Here is a 17,063-nt window from a genome sequence, read left to right as displayed (position 1 = left end):
CTGACACGCTCGGGTTACCGGGATGGCGAAGCGAACTTCGCCTAATGCTCTGTATCTGGCTATGCCAAATGCATGGAACCTGCCAGATCTTGGTTACCCGAGTTTGTCAGTTTGCGCAAGCCGACCGCAGACAGATCGCTGCAGCGGGAGTATGTCGAGGGTGTTTAGAAAATGCGCCCTAACCTTGGGCGGCGGGGTGCGCAATGGGGCGCGGCATGCACCGCTTTAGAGCATGAGCCTGACCACGGTTTCGTCCGGGTCGCGGGAGCGGCCGGCGGCCGCGAGCTCCTGCAGATAGTCGTTCCACAGCTCCTCTTGGCGAGTGGCGAGCTGGTACAGGTAGTCCCAGGTGAACAGGCCGCTGTCGTGGCCGTCATCGAAGGTCAATTTCAGGGCATAGTTGCCGGCCGGTTCCAGCTGGGTCAGGCCGACGTTCAACTTGCCGTACTGGAGGATCGGCTTGCCGTGGCCCTGCACCTCGGCCGAGGGCGAGTGCACGCGCAGGAACTCGGCGCTCAGGGTGTAGCTTTCCTCCGGCCCGTACTTGAGGGTCAGGGTCCTGGAGGCCTTGTGCAGTTCGATACCGCTGGGGATTCGCATGTCGGGGTCTCCAAATGCATGCAGCCGGCGGGCGCCGGCTGCAGCAAGTTTGCACCTGTCAGAGGATGTAGCGCGACAGGTCTTCGTCCTGGGCCAGCTCGCCGAGATGGCCGTTGACGTAGGCCGCGTCAATGCGGATCGGCGTTTCGTCGTGCTGCGCGGCCAGGTCGCCGGCGCTGAAGGACACCTCTTCGAGCAGGCGCTCGATCAGGGTATGCAGGCGACGGGCACCGATGTTCTCGGTCTTCTCGTTGACCTGCCAGGCGATCTCGGCCAGGCGCTTGATGCCGTCCTGGGCGAACTCGACGTTCAGGCCTTCGGTCTTCAGCAGCGCGGTGTACTGCTCGGTCAGCGAGGCGTGGGGCTCGGTGAGGATGCGCTCGAAATCTTCCGGGGAGAGGGCCTTGAGCTCCACGCGGATCGGCAGGCGGCCCTGCAGTTCCGGCACCAGGTCGCTGGGTTTGGACAGGTGGAAGGCGCCGGAGGCGATGAACAGGATGTGGTCGGTCTTGACCATGCCCAGCTTGGTGTTGACGGTGCAGCCTTCGATCAGCGGCAGCAGGTCGCGCTGCACGCCTTCACGGGAAACATCGGCGCCGCCGACGTTGCCGCGCTTGGCTACCTTGTCGATCTCGTCGATGAAGACGATGCCGTTCTGCTCCACCGCTTCCAGGGCGGCGGCCTTGAGCTCTTCCTCGTTGACCAGGCGCGCGGCTTCTTCGTCGCGCACCAGTTTCATGGCTTCCTTGACCTTCAGCTTGCGCGGTTTGCGCTTGCCCTTGCCCAGGTTGGAGAAGAGGCTCTGCAGCTGGTTGGTCATTTCCTCCATGCCGGGCGGGGCCATGATTTCCACGCCGGCCGGGGACTCGGCCACCTCGATATCGATTTCCTTGTCGTCCAGCTGGCCTTCGCGCAGGCGCTTGCGGAACAGCTGGCGGGTGTTGGAATCCTCGCGCGGCGGCTCGTCGCCGAAGCCGGTGCGGGCCGGCGGCAGCAGGGCGTCGAGGATGCGTTCCTCGGCGGCGTCTTCGGCGCGGTAACGCACCTTGTGCATCTCCTGCTCGCGCATCATCTTGATCGCCGCATCGGCGAGGTCGCGGATGATCGACTCGACGTCGCGGCCGACATAACCCACTTCGGTGAACTTGGTGGCTTCGACCTTGAGGAAGGGCGCGTTGGCCAGCTTGGCCAGGCGACGGGCGATCTCGGTCTTGCCGACACCGGTCGGGCCGATCATCAGGATGTTCTTCGGGGTCACCTCGGCGCGCAGTTCGGCCGGCAGCTGCATGCGCCGCCAGCGGTTGCGCAGGGCGATGGCGACGGCGCGCTTGGCGTCGTCCTGGCCAATGATATGGCGGTTGAGTTCGTGGACGATTTCGCGGGGCGTCATGGACATGAAGGGTGCTCCGTTACTGGACGGCGGCCTCATTCGGCGCTGTCCAGCTCCTCGATGGTCAGGTTCTGGTTGGTGAACACGCAGATGGAGCCGGCGATGTTCAAGGCGGTCTCGGCCACTTCGCGGGCGGACAGCTCGGTGTGCTTGAGCAGCGCCATGGCGGCGGCCTGGGCGAAGCCGCCGCCGGAGCCCATGGCGATCAGGCCTTGCTCGGGTTCGACCACGTCACCGTTGCCGGTGATGATCAGCGAGGCGTCTTTGTTCGCCACGGCGAGCATGGCTTCCAGGCGGCTCAGGGAGCGGTCGGTGCGCCAGTCCTTGGCCAGCTCGACGGCGGCCCGGACCAGATGGCCCTGGTGTTTTTCCAGCTGGCCTTCGAAGCGCTCGAACAGGGTGAAGGCATCGGCGGTGGCGCCTGCGAAGCCGGCCAGGACCTGGCCGTGGTAGAGGCGGCGGACCTTCTTCGCGTTGCCTTTCATCACGGTGTTGCCGAGGGAAACCTGGCCGTCGCCGCCCATGACGACTTTGCCGTTGCGGCGGACTGAAACGATGGTGGTCAAGGGGAGAGTCTCCACGCAGCGGGGCGAAATGCCCGAATGGAAACTCAGATGGGGGGCCTGGTCCGGCTTTTCAACCGGACCAGGTGATCAAGTGCTCAACGGCTCTGGCGCTGCTGTAACAGCAAATTGCTGAAGCCGCTGCCGGCCAGCTGCTTCTGTGCCGAGGAGAGCTGCTCGCGGTTGGCGAAGGGACCCACCAGTACGCGGTACCAGGTTTCCTCGCGCACGGTGCCCGATTCCACCTGGACGTTCTGCCCCAGCAGGATGATCTGCGCGCGCACCCGATCGGCATCGTCGCGCTTGCGGAACGAGCCGGCCTGGAGGAAGAACTGGTTGGTGACCGGTGCCTTGGCGACCACGGGCGGCGGCGGCGGGGTCTCTCCGTTGAGGGCGGCCTGGGCGCGCGCGGCATCGATCTTGGCGGCCTCCTCCGGCGTCACCGGCTTCTGCGCCGGTTGCGCGGGCGGCGTCTCTTTCGGCACCGCTTCGGGCGGCACTATGACTTCCGATTCCGGCAGCAGGGTGTAGAAGTCGTACTTCGGCTTGGCCGGTTCCTGGGGTTGCGGGGTCGGTTTGGCCTGGGTGGTGCCCTTGGCCGTGCTGGCGGCTTCGGTGGAGCCCTTCGCCGCGCCCGAGGCCTGTTCGGGCTTGGCGCGACGGACTTCGTCGCGGCCAGGCTCGAGCTGGTTCAGGAACACCACGAAGCCACCAATCACCAGGCCGATGGCCAGCCAAACCCAGCCGGGAACCGGTTTTTTCGCGGGCGCCTGGTAGCGGCTCGCGCCACGCTTGGGTGCGGGTTTCTTCTTCGCCATAGTCCGTTACATGCGTTCCAGTGTTTGCAGGCCGAGCAGCTCCAGGCCCTGCTTGAGGGTGCGGCCGGTCAGCGCGGCGAGGCGCAGGCGGCTCTGCTGGGTGGCCTGGTCCTCGGCGCCGAGGATCGGGCAGTTCTCGTAGAAGCTGGAGAACAGGCCGGCCAGGTCGTAGAGGTAGGCGCAGAGGATGTGCGGCACGCCTTTCTCGGCGACGTTGCCCAGGGTGTCGGCGAACTGCGCCAGCTTGGCGGCCAGGGCCTGCTCCTGATCGGCGGCGAGGATGATCTGGCCGTCGACTTCGGCGAAGTCCTTGCCGAGCTTGCGGAACACGCTGGCCACTCGGGTGTAGGCGTAGAGCAGGTAGGGCGCGGTGTTGCCCTCGAAGCTCAGCATCAGCTCGAAGTTGAAGCTGTAGTCGCTGGTGCGGTGCTTGGACAGGTCGGCGTATTTCACCGCGCCGATGCCCACGGCGCGGGCGATGGTGCGCAGTTCGGCTTCGTCCAGATCGGGGTTCTTGCCCTTCACCAGGTCGTAGGCGCGCTGCTCGGCCTCGTCCAGCAGGTCGATCAGCTTCACCGTGCCGCCGTCGCGGGTCTTGAATGGACGGCCGTCGGCGCCGTTCATGGTGCCGAAGCCCATGTGCTCCATCTCGAAGCTGTCCGGCACGAAGCCGGCCAGGCGGGCGCAGGCGAAGACCATCTGGAAGTGCAGGGCCTGGCGCTGGTCGACGAAGTACAGGGCGCGATCGGCCTTGAGCACGCCGCTGCGGTAGCGGGTGGCGGCGAGGTCGGTGGTGGCGTAGAGGTAACCGCCGCCGGCTTTCTGCACGATCAACGGCAGCGGGTTGCCTTCGGCGTTCTTGAACTCGTCCATGAACACGCACAGGGCGCCATCGCTCTCGGTGAGCAGGCCCTTGGCGCGCAGGTCGTCGACCACCTTGGCCAGGTCATCGTTGTAGGCGCTCTCGCCCTTGACGTCGGCCATGGTCAGCTTGACGCCCAGGCGGTCGTACACCGCCTGGCAGTGGCTCAGGGAAATGTCGTTGAAGCGGTTCCACAGGCGCAGGCATTCGGCGTCGCCGGCCTGGAGCTTGACCACCAGCTCACGGGCGCGGTCGGCGAACTCGGGGGAATCGTCGAAACGCTTCTTGGCGGCGCGGTAGAAGGACTCGAGGTCGGACAGCTCGGCGTCGCTGCCCACCGGCTGTTCCTGCATGTAGGCCAGCAGCATGCCGAACTGGGTGCCCCAGTCGCCCACGTGGTTCTGGCGGATCACCGTATCGCCGAGGAACTCGAGGACCCGGGCCACGCCGTCACCGATGATGGTGGAGCGCAGGTGGCCGACGTGCATCTCCTTGGCCAGGTTCGGTGCCGAGAGGTCGACGACGACGCGCTGCTGCGGGCCGTTCTTGCGCACGCCGAGGTGGTCGTCGGCCAGCGCGGCTTCCAGGCGCTGGGCGAGGGCGTCGCTGTTCTGGAAGAAGTTGAGGAAGCCGGGGCCGGCGATTTCCACCTTGGCCACCTGCTCGTCCTGGGGCAGCGCGGCAATCAGCTTCTCGGCCAGGTCGCGCGGCTTCATGCCGGCGGGCTTGGCCAGCATCATGGCGATGTTGCTGGCGAAGTCGCCGTGGCTCTTGTCCTTGGTGTTTTCCACCTGGATGGCCGGGCTGAGGCCCTCGGGCAGCACGCCCTCGTTGGCGAGGCGGGTCAGGGCTTGCTGGATCAGCTGGCGAATGGTGTCTTTCATCTTCTGCTCTTCCGGCCGCCCGGGGAGGGCTGGCGCTGGTTGAAAACTGTGCATTATCGGCGGCCTGCTGCCGCAGCTTCAAGTTTTAAGCGGCAAGCTGCAAGGAGCGGATGGTGATATCGGCCGGGCGGTGCCTCAGAACAGGTCGATCGGATCGATATCCAGCGACCAGCGCACCGCGCGACCGCCCGGCAACTGCTCCAGGGCCTGGCTCCAGGGCGTCAGCAGGCGGTGCAGCGGCGCCCGGGCGTTGGCCTGCAGCAGCAGCTGCGCGCGGTAGCGGCCGGCGCGGCGTTCCATGGGGGCGGGTACCGGGCCCAGCAGTTCCACGCCATCCAGGCCCAGTTCGGCGAGCATCAGTTCGGCTTCGGCGCAGGCGCTGTCGAGAAAGTCCTCGGCCTGGCCCGGCTTGTGCGCCTCGCCCCTTAGCAGGGCGAGATGGGCGAACGGCGGCAGGCCGGCGGCGCGACGCTCGGAAAGGGCCTGCTCGGCGAAGGCGAAATAGCCCTGTTCGGTGAGCTGCACCAGCAACGGGTGCTCGGCCAGGTGGGTCTGGATGATCACCCTGCCCGGTTCTTCGGCGCGTCCGGCGCGGCCGGCCACCTGGACGATGAGCTGGGCCATGCGCTCGCTGGCGCGGAAGTCGGCGGAGAACAGGCCACCATCGGCGTCGAGGATGGCCACCAGGGTCACCCGCGGGAAGTGGTGCCCCTTGGCGAGCATCTGGGTGCCCACCAGGATGCAGGGTTCGCCGCGCTGGATGGTGGCGAACAGCTTGTCCATGGCGTCCTTGCGCGAGGTGCTGTCGCGGTCGATGCGCAGTACGGGGGTCTTCGGGAAGAGGATCGCCAGGCGCTCTTCGGCGCGCTCGGTGCCGGCGCCCACCGGGCGCAGGTCGACCTTGCCGCAATCGGGGCAGCAGGACGGCTGGCGCTGGGAGTGGCCGCAGTGGTGGCAGCGCAGCTCGTTGTGGCGCTGGTGCAGGGTCATGCGCGCGTCGCAGCGCGGGCACTGGCTGATCCAGCCGCAGTCGTGGCACAGCAGGGTGGGCGCGAACCCCCGTCGATTGAGGAACACCAGCACCTGCTGGCCGGCCGCCAGGGTCTGGGCGATGGCTTGCTGCAGCGGCATGGAAATGCCGGAATCCAGCGGCAGGCTCTTCACATCCAGGCGCAGGAAGCGCGGCTGCTTCGCGCCACCGGCGCGCTGGGTCAGGCGCAGCAGGCCGTAGCGGCCGGCGTGGGCGTTCTGCAGGCTTTCCAGGGAGGGCGTGGCCGAGCCCAGCAGGATCGGGATGTTTTCCTGGCGGGCGCGCACCAGGGCCAGGTCGCGGGCGTGGTAGCGCAGGCCTTCCTGCTGTTTATAGGAAGCGTCGTGCTCCTCGTCGATGATGATCAGGCCGGGATTCTTCAGGGGCGTGAACAGGGCCGAACGGGTGCCGATGACGATGTCGGCCTCGCCATCGCGGGCGGCCAGCCAGGCGTCCAGGCGTTCGCGGTCGTTCACCGCCGAGTGGAGCAGGGCGATGCGCGCGTTGAAGCGGCGGGAAAAGCGCTCCAGGGTCTGCGGGCCGAGGTTGATCTCGGGAATCAGCACCAGGGCCTGCTTGCCGGCTTCCAGGGTCTGGCGGATCAGTTGCAGGTAGACCTCGGTCTTGCCGCTGCCGGTGACCCCGGCCAGGAGCAGGGCGTTGAAGCTGCCGAAGGAGGCGTGAACGGCATCGAACGCGGCGCGCTGCTCAGGGTTGAGCGGCAGCTCCGGCTGGGCCAGCAGCGGACCGTGGCGCTCGCTGGGGGCATGGCGGCGCACCTCGACCCGGGCCAGGCCCTTGTCGAGGAGGATGTCGAGGCTGTCCTTGTTCAGCTGCAGCTGGGAGAGCAACTGGTGAGCCACCCCGTGAGGGTGTTGCGCCAGGGTCGCCAGGGCCTGGCGTTGGCGCGGCGCGCGGGCCAGGCGTGGGTCGTCGAGGCTGGCGCCTGGGGCGACGTGCCAGAAACGCTCCTGGCGGGCCTCGGCCGGTTCGCCCTGGCGCAGCAATACCGGCAGCGCCCAGCTCAGGGTGTCGCCCAGGCTGTGCTGGTAGTACTGGGCGGTCCACAGGCAGAGCTTGAACAGGGTTGGCGGCAGCGGCGGCTGGCGGTCCAGCAGTTCCAGGGCAGGTTTCAGCTTGTCCGCAGGCACCTCGCTGGTCTCGGCCAGCTCCACCAGTACACCGATGATCTCGCGGCGACCGAAGGGCACCCGCAGGCGCACGCCCGGCTGCAGGGCGGCACGGGGCACGCCGGCTGGCGCCCGGTAGTCGAACAGGCGGCGCAGCGGGGAGGGCAGGGCAAGGCGCAGAATGGGGGCGTCGGACAAGGGGCGGTCCCGCTGGAAAAGCCGCGATCTTAGCATGGCGCGGCTCGACGACCGGTGGGGCGGGCCGGTTGCATCGCGTCCTCACTCTGGTATCATCCGCCGCCTGTTTCCGTGCGGTGCTCGACATAGGGTCGGGTGGCGGCACGCCAGACCTGAGGATCAAGCGATGAAACCGGAAATCCATCCCGAGTACGTAGCGATCGAAGCTACCTGCAGCTGCGGCAACGTCATCAAGACCCGCTCCACCATCGGCAAGAACATCAGCCTCGACGTATGCTCCGAGTGCCACCCGTTCTACACCGGTAAGCAGAAGGTCCTGGACACCGGCGGCCGTATCGATCGCTTCAAGCAGCGTTTCGGTGTGTTCGGCGCCAAGTAAGGCCACGAACAGCCCGGGAAGGCCAGATGGCCAGGTCCCCGCTGACAAAAAAGGCGCCTCTGACAGGCGCCTTTTTCTTTTTTCTGCTCCTGAGTTTTTCTCTTCAGGCCGCCTGCCCGGTTCAGGGCAATCTTCCTACTCACAAAGTCCTCAAGGTCATAGATGGCGACACGGTGCGCCTGGTCGATGGGCGAAGTGTTCGTCTGATCGGTCTGAATGCGCCCGAGCTCGCGCGTAAGGGGCGGTCGGCCGAGCCCTACGCCGTGGCTGCGCAAAGACGCCTGAGTGACCTGATACGCGCCAGCGATGGACGCGTCGGGCTCAGGTACGGGCGCGAGTCCAGGGACAGGTACGGCCGCACCCTGGCCCATCTCTATGACCGCCATGGCCGCAATCTGGAAGAGCGCCTGCTCGCCGACGGTCTGGCCCTGCACATCGCCATCGCCCCGAATGCCGCGCTCAGCGCCTGCCATGCCGTTGCCGAGCGAGAGGCGCGCAAGCGCGGGCGAGGCCTCTGGAGTCGCGGGCCCCAGCGCACGCCCTGGCAGTTGCGCGAGAGCGGTTTCGCCCTGGTGCAGGGGCGGGTGCTGAAGGTGGAGCGCAATCGCGGCGGGGTCTGGCTGCAACTGGAGGGGCCGCTGGTGCTGCGCATCGAATCAAGGCGCCTGCGCCATTTCGACACTGCCGCGCTAGAGCGGTTGGAGGGGCGGCGGGTGGAGGCGCGCGGCTGGGTGATTGACCGGGCGCGAAGGCCTGGAGTAAATACGCGGGATTCCCGCTGGATGCTCCCCCTTACCCATCACGCAATGCTCGAGGTACTCCAATGAAATGGCCTGAGTTCAGCCTGGCGCTGTTGCTGGCGTCTTTCCTGCTGACCGGCTGCGCGGTGAACCCGGCCACCGGGCGTACCAACTTCGTGATGATGAGCGAGCAGCAGGAGCTGGATCTCGGCCGCCGCTACAACCAGGAAATCGCCAAGCAGAATCCGCGCTACGCCGACGAGAAACTGCAGGCCTATGTGCAGGAAGTGGGGCAGAAGGTCGCCAGTCACAGTCATCGCGGCAACATCCCCTACCACTTCACCGTGGTCGACTCGCCCGATATCAACGCCTTCGCCCTGCCGGGTGGCTACATCTATATCCACCGTGGCCTGCTGGGCTACCTGAACTCCGAGGCCGAGCTAGCCGCCGTGCTGGGGCATGAGGTGGGGCACGTGACGGCGCGTCACAGCGTCCAGCAGCAGAGCCAGTCCACTGCCTGGAACATCCTCGGGCAGGCGGTGGCCATCGGCACCGGCGTGGGCGCTGCGGCCGACCTCACCAACGCACTGGGCACCACCTTCGTGCGTGGCTACGGCCGCGACATGGAGCTGGAGGCCGACGGCCTGGGGGCCCAATACCTGGCACGTAGTGGCTACGATCCCCAGGCCATGATCGAAGTGGTGAAGGTACTCAAGCTCCAGGAAGAGTTCGCCCGCGACCAGGCCCAGCGGGAAGGGAAGTCGACACCACCCTCGAGTTACCACGGACTGTTCGATACCCACCCCGACAACGATACCCGCCTGCAGCAGGTAGTCGGCCCGGCCAAGGCCCTGGTCGGCGGCAACCAGGTGGTGAATCGGGAGGTGTTCCTCCAGCACCTGGAGGGGCTGCCCTTTGGTGATTCGGCGGAAACCGGCGTGCGGCGCGGACAGAATTTCTACCACGCCGAGCTGGACTTCACCCTGCATTTCCCGGATGGCTGGGAGCTGGTCAACCGTCCTGACGCGGTGATCACCCACAGCGCCGACCAGCAGGCATTCGTTGCCATGACCATGGATGGGCGCAAGCCGAGCGTGACGCCTGCGGACTACCTGCGGCAGAAAGCCGGTGGACGGAGCCTGGCCATGGAGGAGTCGCTGCAGCAGTCCGGCCTGCAAGGGGCCACCGCCCTGCTGCCGGGCAACCCGGCTCGGCGGGTCGCGGTCGTCTACAAGGACGACAAGGCGTACTTGTTCGTGGGCGCCATCCGCAACGGCGCATCCCTGGAAAGCCAGGATCAGCACTTCCTTTCGGTTATCCGCAGCTTCCGCGCCTTGAACAAGGAAGAGCTGGCCCTGGCCCAACCGCTGCGCCTGCATATGATCCAGGTGAAGCCGGGGCAGACCATCGCCAGCCTGGTCCGGGAGAGCAAGTTGCCGGGTTCGCAGGCGGAGCTGGAAAATCGTATCCGATTGTTGAATAATTTGTATCCAATCGGCGAGCCAAAGCCCGGAGATTGGCTAAAAGTCGTACGTTAGAGGGGTTGACTCCGGGTGACTGAACGGTCTTGTTAGCCCCCTGCATCTTGCGTATGCTCGCCCGTCACGTCTGTCACAAGCAAAAAGCGGAAATGCCAAAATGTCTGATCTGAAAACGGCCGCTCTCGAATACCATGCCCAACCCCGCCCCGGAAAACTCAGCGTCGAGCTGACCAAGCCGACCGCTACCGCCCGCGACCTGTCGCTGGCCTACAGCCCGGGCGTCGCCGAGCCGGTACGCGAAATCGCGCGTGATCCCGAACTGGCCTTCAAGTACACCGGCAAGGGCAACCTGGTAGCGGTCATTTCCGATGGCACCGCCATTCTCGGCCTGGGCAACCTCGGCCCGCTGGCCTCCAAGCCGGTAATGGAAGGCAAGGGCGTTCTGTTCAAGCGTTTCGCCGGCATCGACGTATTCGACATCGAAGTTGACGCCGAAAGCCCCCAGGCCTTCATCGACACCGTCAAGCGCATTTCCATCACCTTCGGCGGCATCAACCTCGAAGACATCAAGGCTCCGGAGTGCTTCGAGATCGAGCGCACCCTGATCGAGCAGTGCGACATCCCGGTCTTCCACGATGACCAGCACGGCACCGCCATCGTGACCGCGGCCGGCATGCTCAACGCCCTGGAAATCGCCGGCAAGGACCTGCCCAGCGCCAAGATCGTCTGCCTGGGCGCCGGTGCCGCCGCCATCTCCTGCATGAAGCTGCTGGTGAGCATGGGCGCCAAGGTCGAGAACATCTTCATGATCGACCGCAAGGGCGTGATCCACGCCGGCCGTGACGACCTCAACCAGTACAAGGCCGTGTTCGCCCACGAGACCGACAAGCGCAGCCTGTCCGATGCCCTCGACGGTGCGGACGTGTTCGTCGGCCTGTCCGGTGCCAACCTGCTGAGCCCGGAAGACCTCCTGCGCATGGCGCCCAACCCGATCGTATTCGCCTGCTCCAACCCGGATCCGGAAATCAAGCCGGAGCTGGCCCACGAGACGCGCAATGATGTGATCATGGCTACCGGTCGTTCCGACTACCCGAACCAGGTCAACAACGTGCTGGGCTTCCCCTTCATCTTCCGTGGCGCGCTGGACGTGCGCGCTACCCGCATCAACGAAGAGATGAAGATCGCCGCCGCCAACGCCCTGCGCGATCTGGCCAAGCTGCCGGTACCCAAGGACGTCTGCGACGCTTACGGCGTGGCTTCCCTGGAGTTCGGCCGCGAGTACATCATTCCGAAACCCATGGACAAGCGCCTGATCACCGTCGTCTCCGATGCCGTGGCCAAGGCCGCCATCGAGTCCGGTGTAGCGACCCTGCCCTATCCGAAGCACTATCCGCTGACCTCGGTGGATGACGTGTTCAACGGCTAAGTCCGGATGAAATGAAAAGCCCCGCAATCGCGGGGCTTTTTATTGACCGCCAACTTCCTCAGAAGAGGTCGATGGGCGCTGCTTCGTCGGCCGGAAGCGGGCTGCCGGGGATGGCCAGGCCGGGTTCGAACTCGCTCATCGGCGGCGGTGTGTCCTCGCTCTTGAACAGTTCGAAGAATGCACCCGGCGTGCCGGGGCTTGCCGCGCGACCGCTCAGCGGGTCGATGCGCAAGGTCAGCAGGCCTGCCGGTTCCGGCTGGACATGGGGCGGCCTGTCCTTGAGCGCGGTGCTCATGTAGCTCATCCAGATCGGTAGCGCGACCGTGCCGCCGTACTCATGGCGACCGAGGCTTTCCGGCTGGTCGAAGCCGACCCACACGGTGGTGACGTAATCGCCGTTGTAGCCGGAGAACCAGCTGTCCTTGGACTCGTTGGTGGTACCGGTCTTGCCGGCGATGTCGCTACGGCCCATGGACAGGGCGCGACGGCCGGTGCCGCGCTTGATCACATCCTGCAGCATGCTGTTGAGGATGAAGGTGGTGCGCGGGTCGACTATGCGCTCGGCGACGGCCGGTACCTGGCCCTGGGGTGCCGACGTGTCGGTGGAGGCGATCACGGTGTCCGGCGCGGCGTTGGCCTGGGCGACATCCTCGCTGGACTCCGCGGAACCCTGGGGAACCCTTGGCGGGTTGGCGACGAACAGGGTCTTGCCGTCGCGGCTCTCGATGCGCTGGATCAGGTAGGGCTGGATCTTGAAGCCGCCGTTGGCGAAGGTGCTCCAGCCGCCGGCGATCTCCAGCGGGGTGAGGTTGGCGGTACCCAGGGCCAGGGACAGGTTGCGCGGCAGGTCGTCCTTGTTGAAGCCGAAGCGGCTGACATAGTTCAGGGCGTAATCGATGCCGATGGCCTGGAGGACGCGGATCGACACCAGGTTGCGGGACTTGTACAGGGCCTCGCGCAGGCGGATCGGGCCGAGGAAGGTGTTGTTGTCGTTCTTCGGTCGCCAGGCTTCTTCCATGCCGGCTTCCTGGAAGACGATGGGGGCGTCGTTCACCAGGCTGGCGGCGGTAAAGCCGTTGTCCAGGGCGGCGGAATAGAGGAAGGGTTTGAAGCTGGAGCCAGGTTGGCGCTTGGCCTGGGCCGCGCGGTTGTAGTTGCTCTGCTCGAAGGAGAAGCCGCCGACCAGGGAGCGGATGGCGCCGTCCTGCGGATCCAGCGATACCAGTGCGCTCTGCGCTGCGGGCAGCTGAACGAAGCGCAGGCTGCCATCGGCCTGGCGCTGCACGCGAACCAGGTCGCCAACCTGGGTGACATCCGCCGGTTGCTGCGGGCGCGGGCCCAGGCTGTTGGTGTTGAGGAAGGGGCGGGCCCATTTCATGCTGTCCCAGGCCACCGCTTCTTCCTGGCCGCTGCGGGTCAGGACCAGGATGCCGCTCTTCTCCACCTGCGTAACGATGGCCGGCTCCAGTCCGCCGAGGGATTTCTGCTTGGCCAGTTCCTGCAGCCAGGTTTCCTTGGTCATGCCGGGGAGGCGGGTTTCCGGCCCGCGGTAGCCGTGGCGTTGGTCATAGTCCATCAGGCCTTCGCGCAGGGAGGTATTGGCTGCCTCCTGCAGGTCGCTGGGCACGGTGGTGGTGACGCGGAAGCCCTCAGTATAGGCGTCGCTGCCGTAGCGGCCGACCATTTCGGCGCGGGCCATCTCGGCGATGTAGGGGGCGGCCAGTTCAGGCGTGGGGACGTGGTAGCTGGCATTGATCGGCTCGTTGATGGCCTGCTGGTAGCGGGCTTCATCGATGCGGCCGAGCTTGTACATGCGGCCGAGGATCCAGTCGCGACGCTCCTTGCTGCGGGTGGGGTTGACCAGGGGGTTGAAGCGCGAGGGGGCTTTCGGCAGGCCGGCGATCATTGCCATTTGCGCCAGGCTGATCTCGCGAATGGACTTGCCGTAATAGACCTGGGCGGCGGCCTCGATACCGTAGGCACGGTTACCGAGGTAGATCTTGTTCACATAAAGTTCAAGGATTTCGTCTTTGCTGAGTTCCCGTTCAATTTGCAGGGCTAGCAATATTTCATTGATCTTGCGCGAGAAACTTCTCTCGCTGGTGAGGAAGTAGTTCTTCGCCACCTGCATGGTGATGGTGCTGCCGCCCGTCTGGATGTGGCCGGTCTTCAATAATTGCGTGGCAGCGCGCATCAGGCTGGTGAGGTCGACGCCATAATGGTTCGCGAAATTGTCGTCTTCCGCGGCCAGCAGGGCGCGGATGAAGTCCGGCGGAATGTCGGCGAAACGCACCGGAGAGCGGCGCATCTCGCCGAACTCCGCGATTAGCTTGCCGTCGCTGCTGTACACGCGCAGCGGGATCTGTAGCTGGATTCGGCGCAGCGAATCAACAGACGGCAGGCTGGGGCTAAGATAGAGGTAAGCGCCGCTGAAACTGAGCAATAGGCCACAGAAAACGGCAACGAAGGACCACCAGAAAAACTTCAGCAGGCGAATCAAGGCGTGTGGATTTCCAGGCAAAAGAATGAGTTAAGCGGAAGGTCATGATAAAAGGCAAAAGCCGATCACATTATAAGCGTTTTTTTTCCGGGGGAGCCATTTGCGCTTCTGTCAAGACTGCTATTTAATGTGGAAAAACATAAATCGTCCGTAAGTCTCGGACGCTGATAGGAAATCGGTCGTGCTAGGGCTCTTCAATAAGAAAGCGAATTCGCTGTTGGGGATCGACATAAGCTCGACCTCAGTCAAGCTCCTTGAATTGAGTCGCTCGGGAAGCCGCTTCAAAGTGGAGTCCTATGCCGTCGAGCCGCTCCCACCAAACGCGGTCGTCGAAAAGAACATCGCGGAGCTGGAAGGCGTCGGGCAGGCGCTTTCCCGTGTGATCACCAAGGCACGCACCGGCGTCAAGTCGGCCGCCGTCGCCGTGGCCGGTTCCGCCGTGATCACCAAGACCATCGAGATGGAATCCGGTCTCTCCGACGACGACCTGGAAAACCAGCTGAAGATCGAGGCGGATCAATATATCCCCTATCCGCTGGAAGAGGTCGCCATCGATTTCGAGGTGCAGGGGCAATCCGCGCGCAACTCCGAGCGCGTCGATGTGCTGCTGGCGGCCTGCCGCAAGGAGAACGTCGAGGTGCGCGAGGCTGCGCTGGCTCTGGCAGGGCTCACCGCCAAGGTGGTCGATGTCGAGGCCTATGCGCTGGAACGCGCCTACTCGCTCCTTTCCTCCCAGCTCGGCGAGTCCCATTCCGACCTGACCGTGGCCGTCGTCGATATCGGCGCCACCATGACGACCCTCAGCGTGCTGCACAACGGTCGCACCATCTATACCCGGGAGCAGCTCTTCGGTGGCCGCCAGTTGACCGAGGAGATCCAGCGTCGCTATGGCCTCTCGGTCGAAGAAGCTGGCCTTGCCAAGAAGCAGGGCGGTCTTCCGGATGACTACGACAGCGAGGTTCTGCAACCGTTCAAGGATGCCGTTGTCCAGCAGGTGTCCCGTTCGCTGCAGTTCTTCTTCGCCGCGGGCCAGTTCAACGATGTCGATTACATCCTCCTGGCCGGTGGCACGGCGTCCATTGCGGACCTGGATCGCCTCATCCAGCAGAAGATCGGTACCCCGACCCTGGTCGCCAACCCCTTCGCCGACATGGCGCTGAGCAGCAAGGTCAATGCGGGGGCTCTGGCTAGCGATGCGCCGGCTCTGATGATTGCATGCGGCTTGGCGATGAGGAGTTTCGACTGATGGCACGCATCAACCTACTCCCCTGGCGCGAGCAGCTACGTGAGGAGCGCAAGCAGCGTTTCCTGGTGGCCCTGGGTGCCGTGTTGGCCCTTGGCGCCGGCGCGGTTTTCCTGGGTGACCAGTACTTCAACAGTGCCATCGAGAATCAGCAGGCGCGCAACGATTTCGTGCGCAAGGAAATTGCCGTCCTGGATGCTCGGATCAAGGAGATCAGCGAGCTGAAGACCCGTCGTCAGCAGTTGCTCGAGCGGATGAAGATCATTCAGGACCTGCAGGGCAACCGGCCGATCATCGGTCGAGTATTTGACCAACTGGTACGCACCTTGCCGGACGGCGTGTTCTTCACTGGCGTGAAGATGAACGGCAAGAACATCGCCATCGTTGGTGCCGCCGAATCGAACAACCGTGTTTCCAACCTGATGCGCAACCTGGATGCCTCCGAATGGCTGGCCTCGCCCAACCTGACCCAGGTGAAGGCGATCACCGCTGGCGCGGTGGACCAGGCCAACGTCTTCCAGTTGACCGTGCAGCAGACCCAGCCCGGGGCTGAGGAGGATGCCGCCAAGCCTGGTGTTGCGACCAAGGCCGCTGCCAAGCCCGCGAAGAAAGGAGCCGCGAAATGAGTTTCTCCGACTCCCTCGAAAGCCTGCGCAAGATCGACCTGGCCGACCTGGATGTCAATAACCTGGGTTCCTGGCCGTTGGCGGTCAAGATCATCACTTGCATCCTGTTGCTCGTGCTGGTCCTGGTGCTCGGTTACAACTTCCACCTGAAGGACCTCGAGCTCCGGCTCAACTCCAAGCGTGCCGAAGAAACGACCCTGAAGCAGCAGTTCGCCACCAAGGCGTTCCAGGCCGCCAACCTCGAGGCGTACAAAGAGCAGATGAAGGAGATGGAAACTTCCTTCGGCGCGTTGCTGCGCCAACTGCCCAGCGACACCGAGGTGCCTGGCCTGCTGGAAGACATCACCCGTACCGGCCTGGGCAGTGGCCTGGAGTTCGAAGAGATCAAGCTGCTGCCGGAGATCGCCCAGCAGTTCTATATCGAGTTGCCGATCCAGATCTCCGTGGTGGGTGGCTATCACGACCTGGCGACCTTCGTCAGTGGCGTTGCCAGTCTGCCGCGAATCGTCACCCTGCATGATTTCGAGATCAAGCCGGTTGCTGACGACAGCGGTTCCAAGCTGAGAATGTCGATCCTGGCCAAGACCTATCGCTACAACGACAAGGGGCTGCAGAAATGAGTAGTCCTCGCGCCCGCCTGGCGCTCTGCGTCCTGATGCTCGCAACCCTGTCCGGTTGCGGCGTCGGTAACGACTTCAACGATCTTCAGGCCTATATGGATGAGGTGCGTGCCCGCCCCAAGGGTTCCATCGAGCCATTGCCGAAATTCCAGCCCTACGAGGCCTTCACCTACAGCGCCGCCTCGTTGCGCAGTCCCTTCCAGCCGCCGATCAAGATCGATCTGGCCAAGCAGCAGAAGGGTTCCAAGGACATCCATCCGGATGAAACCCGGGTCAAGCAATTCCTCGAAGGGTTCAATATCGAGTCCTTCCAGATGGTGGGCACCTTGGTCAACGGCACGGGGAACTTCGCGTTGATCAGTGGTGCGGGAGGGGTGCACCGGGTCAAGGTGGGCGATTACCTGGGACGCAACCACGGCCGCATCGTCACGATCGACGAAGGCAAGGTCGATGTGGTCGAGATAGTCCCGGACGGGGAGGGCGGATGGCTGGAGCGTCCGCGAAGTCTCGCGCTCAGGGAGCGCTCTTGAGAGCGAGGTTGATCACCGATGAAGAATAACTACCGGTCTGCAC

15 protein-coding genes are annotated in these 17,063 nt (G+C 64.7%); 8 read left to right on the top strand and 7 right to left on the bottom strand.

Annotated elements, in window-relative coordinates:
* Positions 1–225: 225 nt before the first annotated feature.
* From PCA10_RS26320 to PCA10_RS26295, 6 genes are all read right to left on the bottom strand, one after another.
* Positions 226–600: a gamma-butyrobetaine hydroxylase family protein gene (locus PCA10_RS26320; protein WP_016495134.1), complete on the bottom strand. Its 375-nt coding sequence runs from the start codon at positions 598–600 to the stop codon at positions 226–228.
* Between the two features lie 58 nt (positions 601–658).
* On the bottom strand, positions 659–1,996 hold the full coding sequence (gene hslU, locus PCA10_RS26315) for an HslU--HslV peptidase ATPase subunit (RefSeq protein WP_016495133.1): 1,338 nt from the start codon (positions 1,994–1,996) through the stop codon (positions 659–661).
* Positions 1,997–2,025: 29 nt separating this feature from the next.
* On the bottom strand, positions 2,026–2,556 hold the full coding sequence (hslV, locus tag PCA10_RS26310) for an ATP-dependent protease subunit HslV (protein WP_016495132.1): 531 nt from the start codon (positions 2,554–2,556) through the stop codon (positions 2,026–2,028).
* Positions 2,557–2,651: 95 nt separating this feature from the next.
* Positions 2,652–3,371 (bottom strand): SPOR domain-containing protein, encoded by a 720-nt coding sequence (locus PCA10_RS26305; RefSeq protein ID WP_016495131.1) that lies wholly within the window; start codon positions 3,369–3,371, stop codon positions 2,652–2,654.
* Positions 3,372–3,377: 6 nt separating this feature from the next.
* On the bottom strand, positions 3,378–5,117 hold the full coding sequence (argS, locus tag PCA10_RS26300) for an arginine--tRNA ligase (protein WP_016495130.1): 1,740 nt from the start codon (positions 5,115–5,117) through the stop codon (positions 3,378–3,380).
* 135 nt (positions 5,118–5,252) lie between these two features.
* Positions 5,253–7,475 carry a primosomal protein N' gene (locus tag PCA10_RS26295; protein WP_041770459.1) on the bottom strand — a complete coding sequence of 741 codons (2,223 nt, stop codon included), beginning with the start codon at positions 7,473–7,475 and terminating at the stop codon, positions 5,253–5,255.
* A 166-nt stretch (positions 7,476–7,641) separates the two neighbouring features.
* Here PCA10_RS26295 and rpmE point away from each other — a divergent pair, with 166 nt between their 5' ends.
* From rpmE to PCA10_RS26275, 4 genes are all read left to right on the top strand, one after another.
* Entirely contained in the window at positions 7,642–7,854 is a 213-nt protein-coding gene (gene rpmE / locus PCA10_RS26290; protein WP_016495128.1) for a 50S ribosomal protein L31, read from the top strand.
* 26 nt (positions 7,855–7,880) lie between these two features.
* On the top strand, positions 7,881–8,681 hold the full coding sequence (locus PCA10_RS26285) for a thermonuclease family protein (protein WP_016495127.1): 801 nt from the start codon (positions 7,881–7,883) through the stop codon (positions 8,679–8,681).
* Positions 8,678–10,132, top strand: a complete 1,455-nt coding sequence (locus PCA10_RS26280; protein ID WP_016495126.1) for a M48 family metalloprotease — start codon at positions 8,678–8,680, stop codon at positions 10,130–10,132. Before PCA10_RS26285 ends, PCA10_RS26280 begins: the two co-directional genes overlap by 4 nt.
* A gap of 100 nt (positions 10,133–10,232) precedes the next feature.
* Positions 10,233–11,501, top strand: a complete 1,269-nt coding sequence (locus tag PCA10_RS26275; RefSeq protein ID WP_016495125.1) for a malic enzyme-like NAD(P)-binding protein — start codon at positions 10,233–10,235, stop codon at positions 11,499–11,501.
* A gap of 58 nt (positions 11,502–11,559) precedes the next feature.
* Here the strand turns inward: PCA10_RS26275 and PCA10_RS26270 are convergent, their stop codons facing one another.
* Complete coding sequence (locus PCA10_RS26270; RefSeq protein ID WP_016495124.1) at positions 11,560–14,001, bottom strand: penicillin-binding protein 1A; 2,442 nt, start codon at positions 13,999–14,001, stop codon at positions 11,560–11,562.
* 181 nt (positions 14,002–14,182) lie between these two features.
* On the opposite strand from PCA10_RS26270, the gene PCA10_RS26265 reads away from it, so the two are divergent.
* The 4 genes from PCA10_RS26265 to pilP are packed head-to-tail and all read left to right on the top strand — an operon-like array spanning position 14,183 to position 17,020.
* Positions 14,183–15,247, top strand: coding sequence for a pilus assembly protein PilM (locus PCA10_RS26265; RefSeq protein WP_016495123.1), 1,065 nt, complete (start codon positions 14,183–14,185; stop codon positions 15,245–15,247).
* Complete coding sequence (gene pilN / locus PCA10_RS26260) at positions 15,247–15,870, top strand: type 4a pilus biogenesis protein PilN (protein ID WP_016495122.1); 624 nt, start codon at positions 15,247–15,249, stop codon at positions 15,868–15,870. Before PCA10_RS26265 ends, pilN begins: the two co-directional genes overlap by 1 nt.
* Positions 15,867–16,490 carry a type 4a pilus biogenesis protein PilO gene (gene pilO, locus PCA10_RS26255; RefSeq protein WP_016495121.1) on the top strand — a complete coding sequence of 208 codons (624 nt, stop codon included), beginning with the start codon at positions 15,867–15,869 and terminating at the stop codon, positions 16,488–16,490. Before pilN ends, pilO begins: the two co-directional genes overlap by 4 nt.
* Positions 16,487–17,020 (top strand): type 4a pilus biogenesis lipoprotein PilP, encoded by a 534-nt coding sequence (pilP, locus tag PCA10_RS26250; protein WP_016495120.1) that lies wholly within the window; start codon positions 16,487–16,489, stop codon positions 17,018–17,020. The genes pilO and pilP overlap by 4 nt, the downstream gene beginning before the upstream one ends.
* The last annotated feature ends 43 nt before the right edge of the window (positions 17,021–17,063 follow it).

This window comes from Pseudomonas resinovorans NBRC 106553 (assembly GCF_000412695.1).
GTDB lineage: Bacteria > Pseudomonadota > Gammaproteobacteria > Pseudomonadales > Pseudomonadaceae > Metapseudomonas > Metapseudomonas resinovorans_A.
The sequence above is the reverse complement of the archived record's forward strand: the minus strand, read 5'-3'. Positions and strand labels throughout refer to the sequence as shown.

Excerpts from the sequence above, each read along its gene's own strand:
- PCA10_RS26285 (WP_016495127.1), top strand. The coding sequence starts at position 7,881 with ATGGCCAGGTCCCCGCTGACAAAAAAGGCGCCTCTGACAGGCGCCTTT.
- pilN (WP_016495122.1), top strand. The coding sequence starts at position 15,247 with ATGGCACGCATCAACCTACTCCCCTGGCGCGAGCAGCTACGTGAGGAG.
- hslU (WP_016495133.1), bottom strand. The coding sequence starts at position 1,996 with ATGTCCATGACGCCCCGCGAAATCGTCCACGAACTCAACCGCCATATC.
- pilP (WP_016495120.1), top strand. The coding sequence starts at position 16,487 with ATGAGTAGTCCTCGCGCCCGCCTGGCGCTCTGCGTCCTGATGCTCGCA.
- argS (WP_016495130.1), bottom strand. The coding sequence starts at position 5,117 with ATGAAAGACACCATTCGCCAGCTGATCCAGCAAGCCCTGACCCGCCTC.
- PCA10_RS26305 (WP_016495131.1), bottom strand. The coding sequence starts at position 3,371 with ATGGCGAAGAAGAAACCCGCACCCAAGCGTGGCGCGAGCCGCTACCAG.
- PCA10_RS26280 (WP_016495126.1), top strand. The coding sequence starts at position 8,678 with ATGAAATGGCCTGAGTTCAGCCTGGCGCTGTTGCTGGCGTCTTTCCTG.
- rpmE (WP_016495128.1), top strand. The coding sequence starts at position 7,642 with ATGAAACCGGAAATCCATCCCGAGTACGTAGCGATCGAAGCTACCTGC.
- pilO (WP_016495121.1), top strand. The coding sequence starts at position 15,867 with ATGAGTTTCTCCGACTCCCTCGAAAGCCTGCGCAAGATCGACCTGGCC.
- PCA10_RS26275 (WP_016495125.1), top strand. The coding sequence starts at position 10,233 with ATGTCTGATCTGAAAACGGCCGCTCTCGAATACCATGCCCAACCCCGC.
- PCA10_RS26320 (WP_016495134.1), bottom strand. The coding sequence starts at position 600 with ATGCGAATCCCCAGCGGTATCGAACTGCACAAGGCCTCCAGGACCCTG.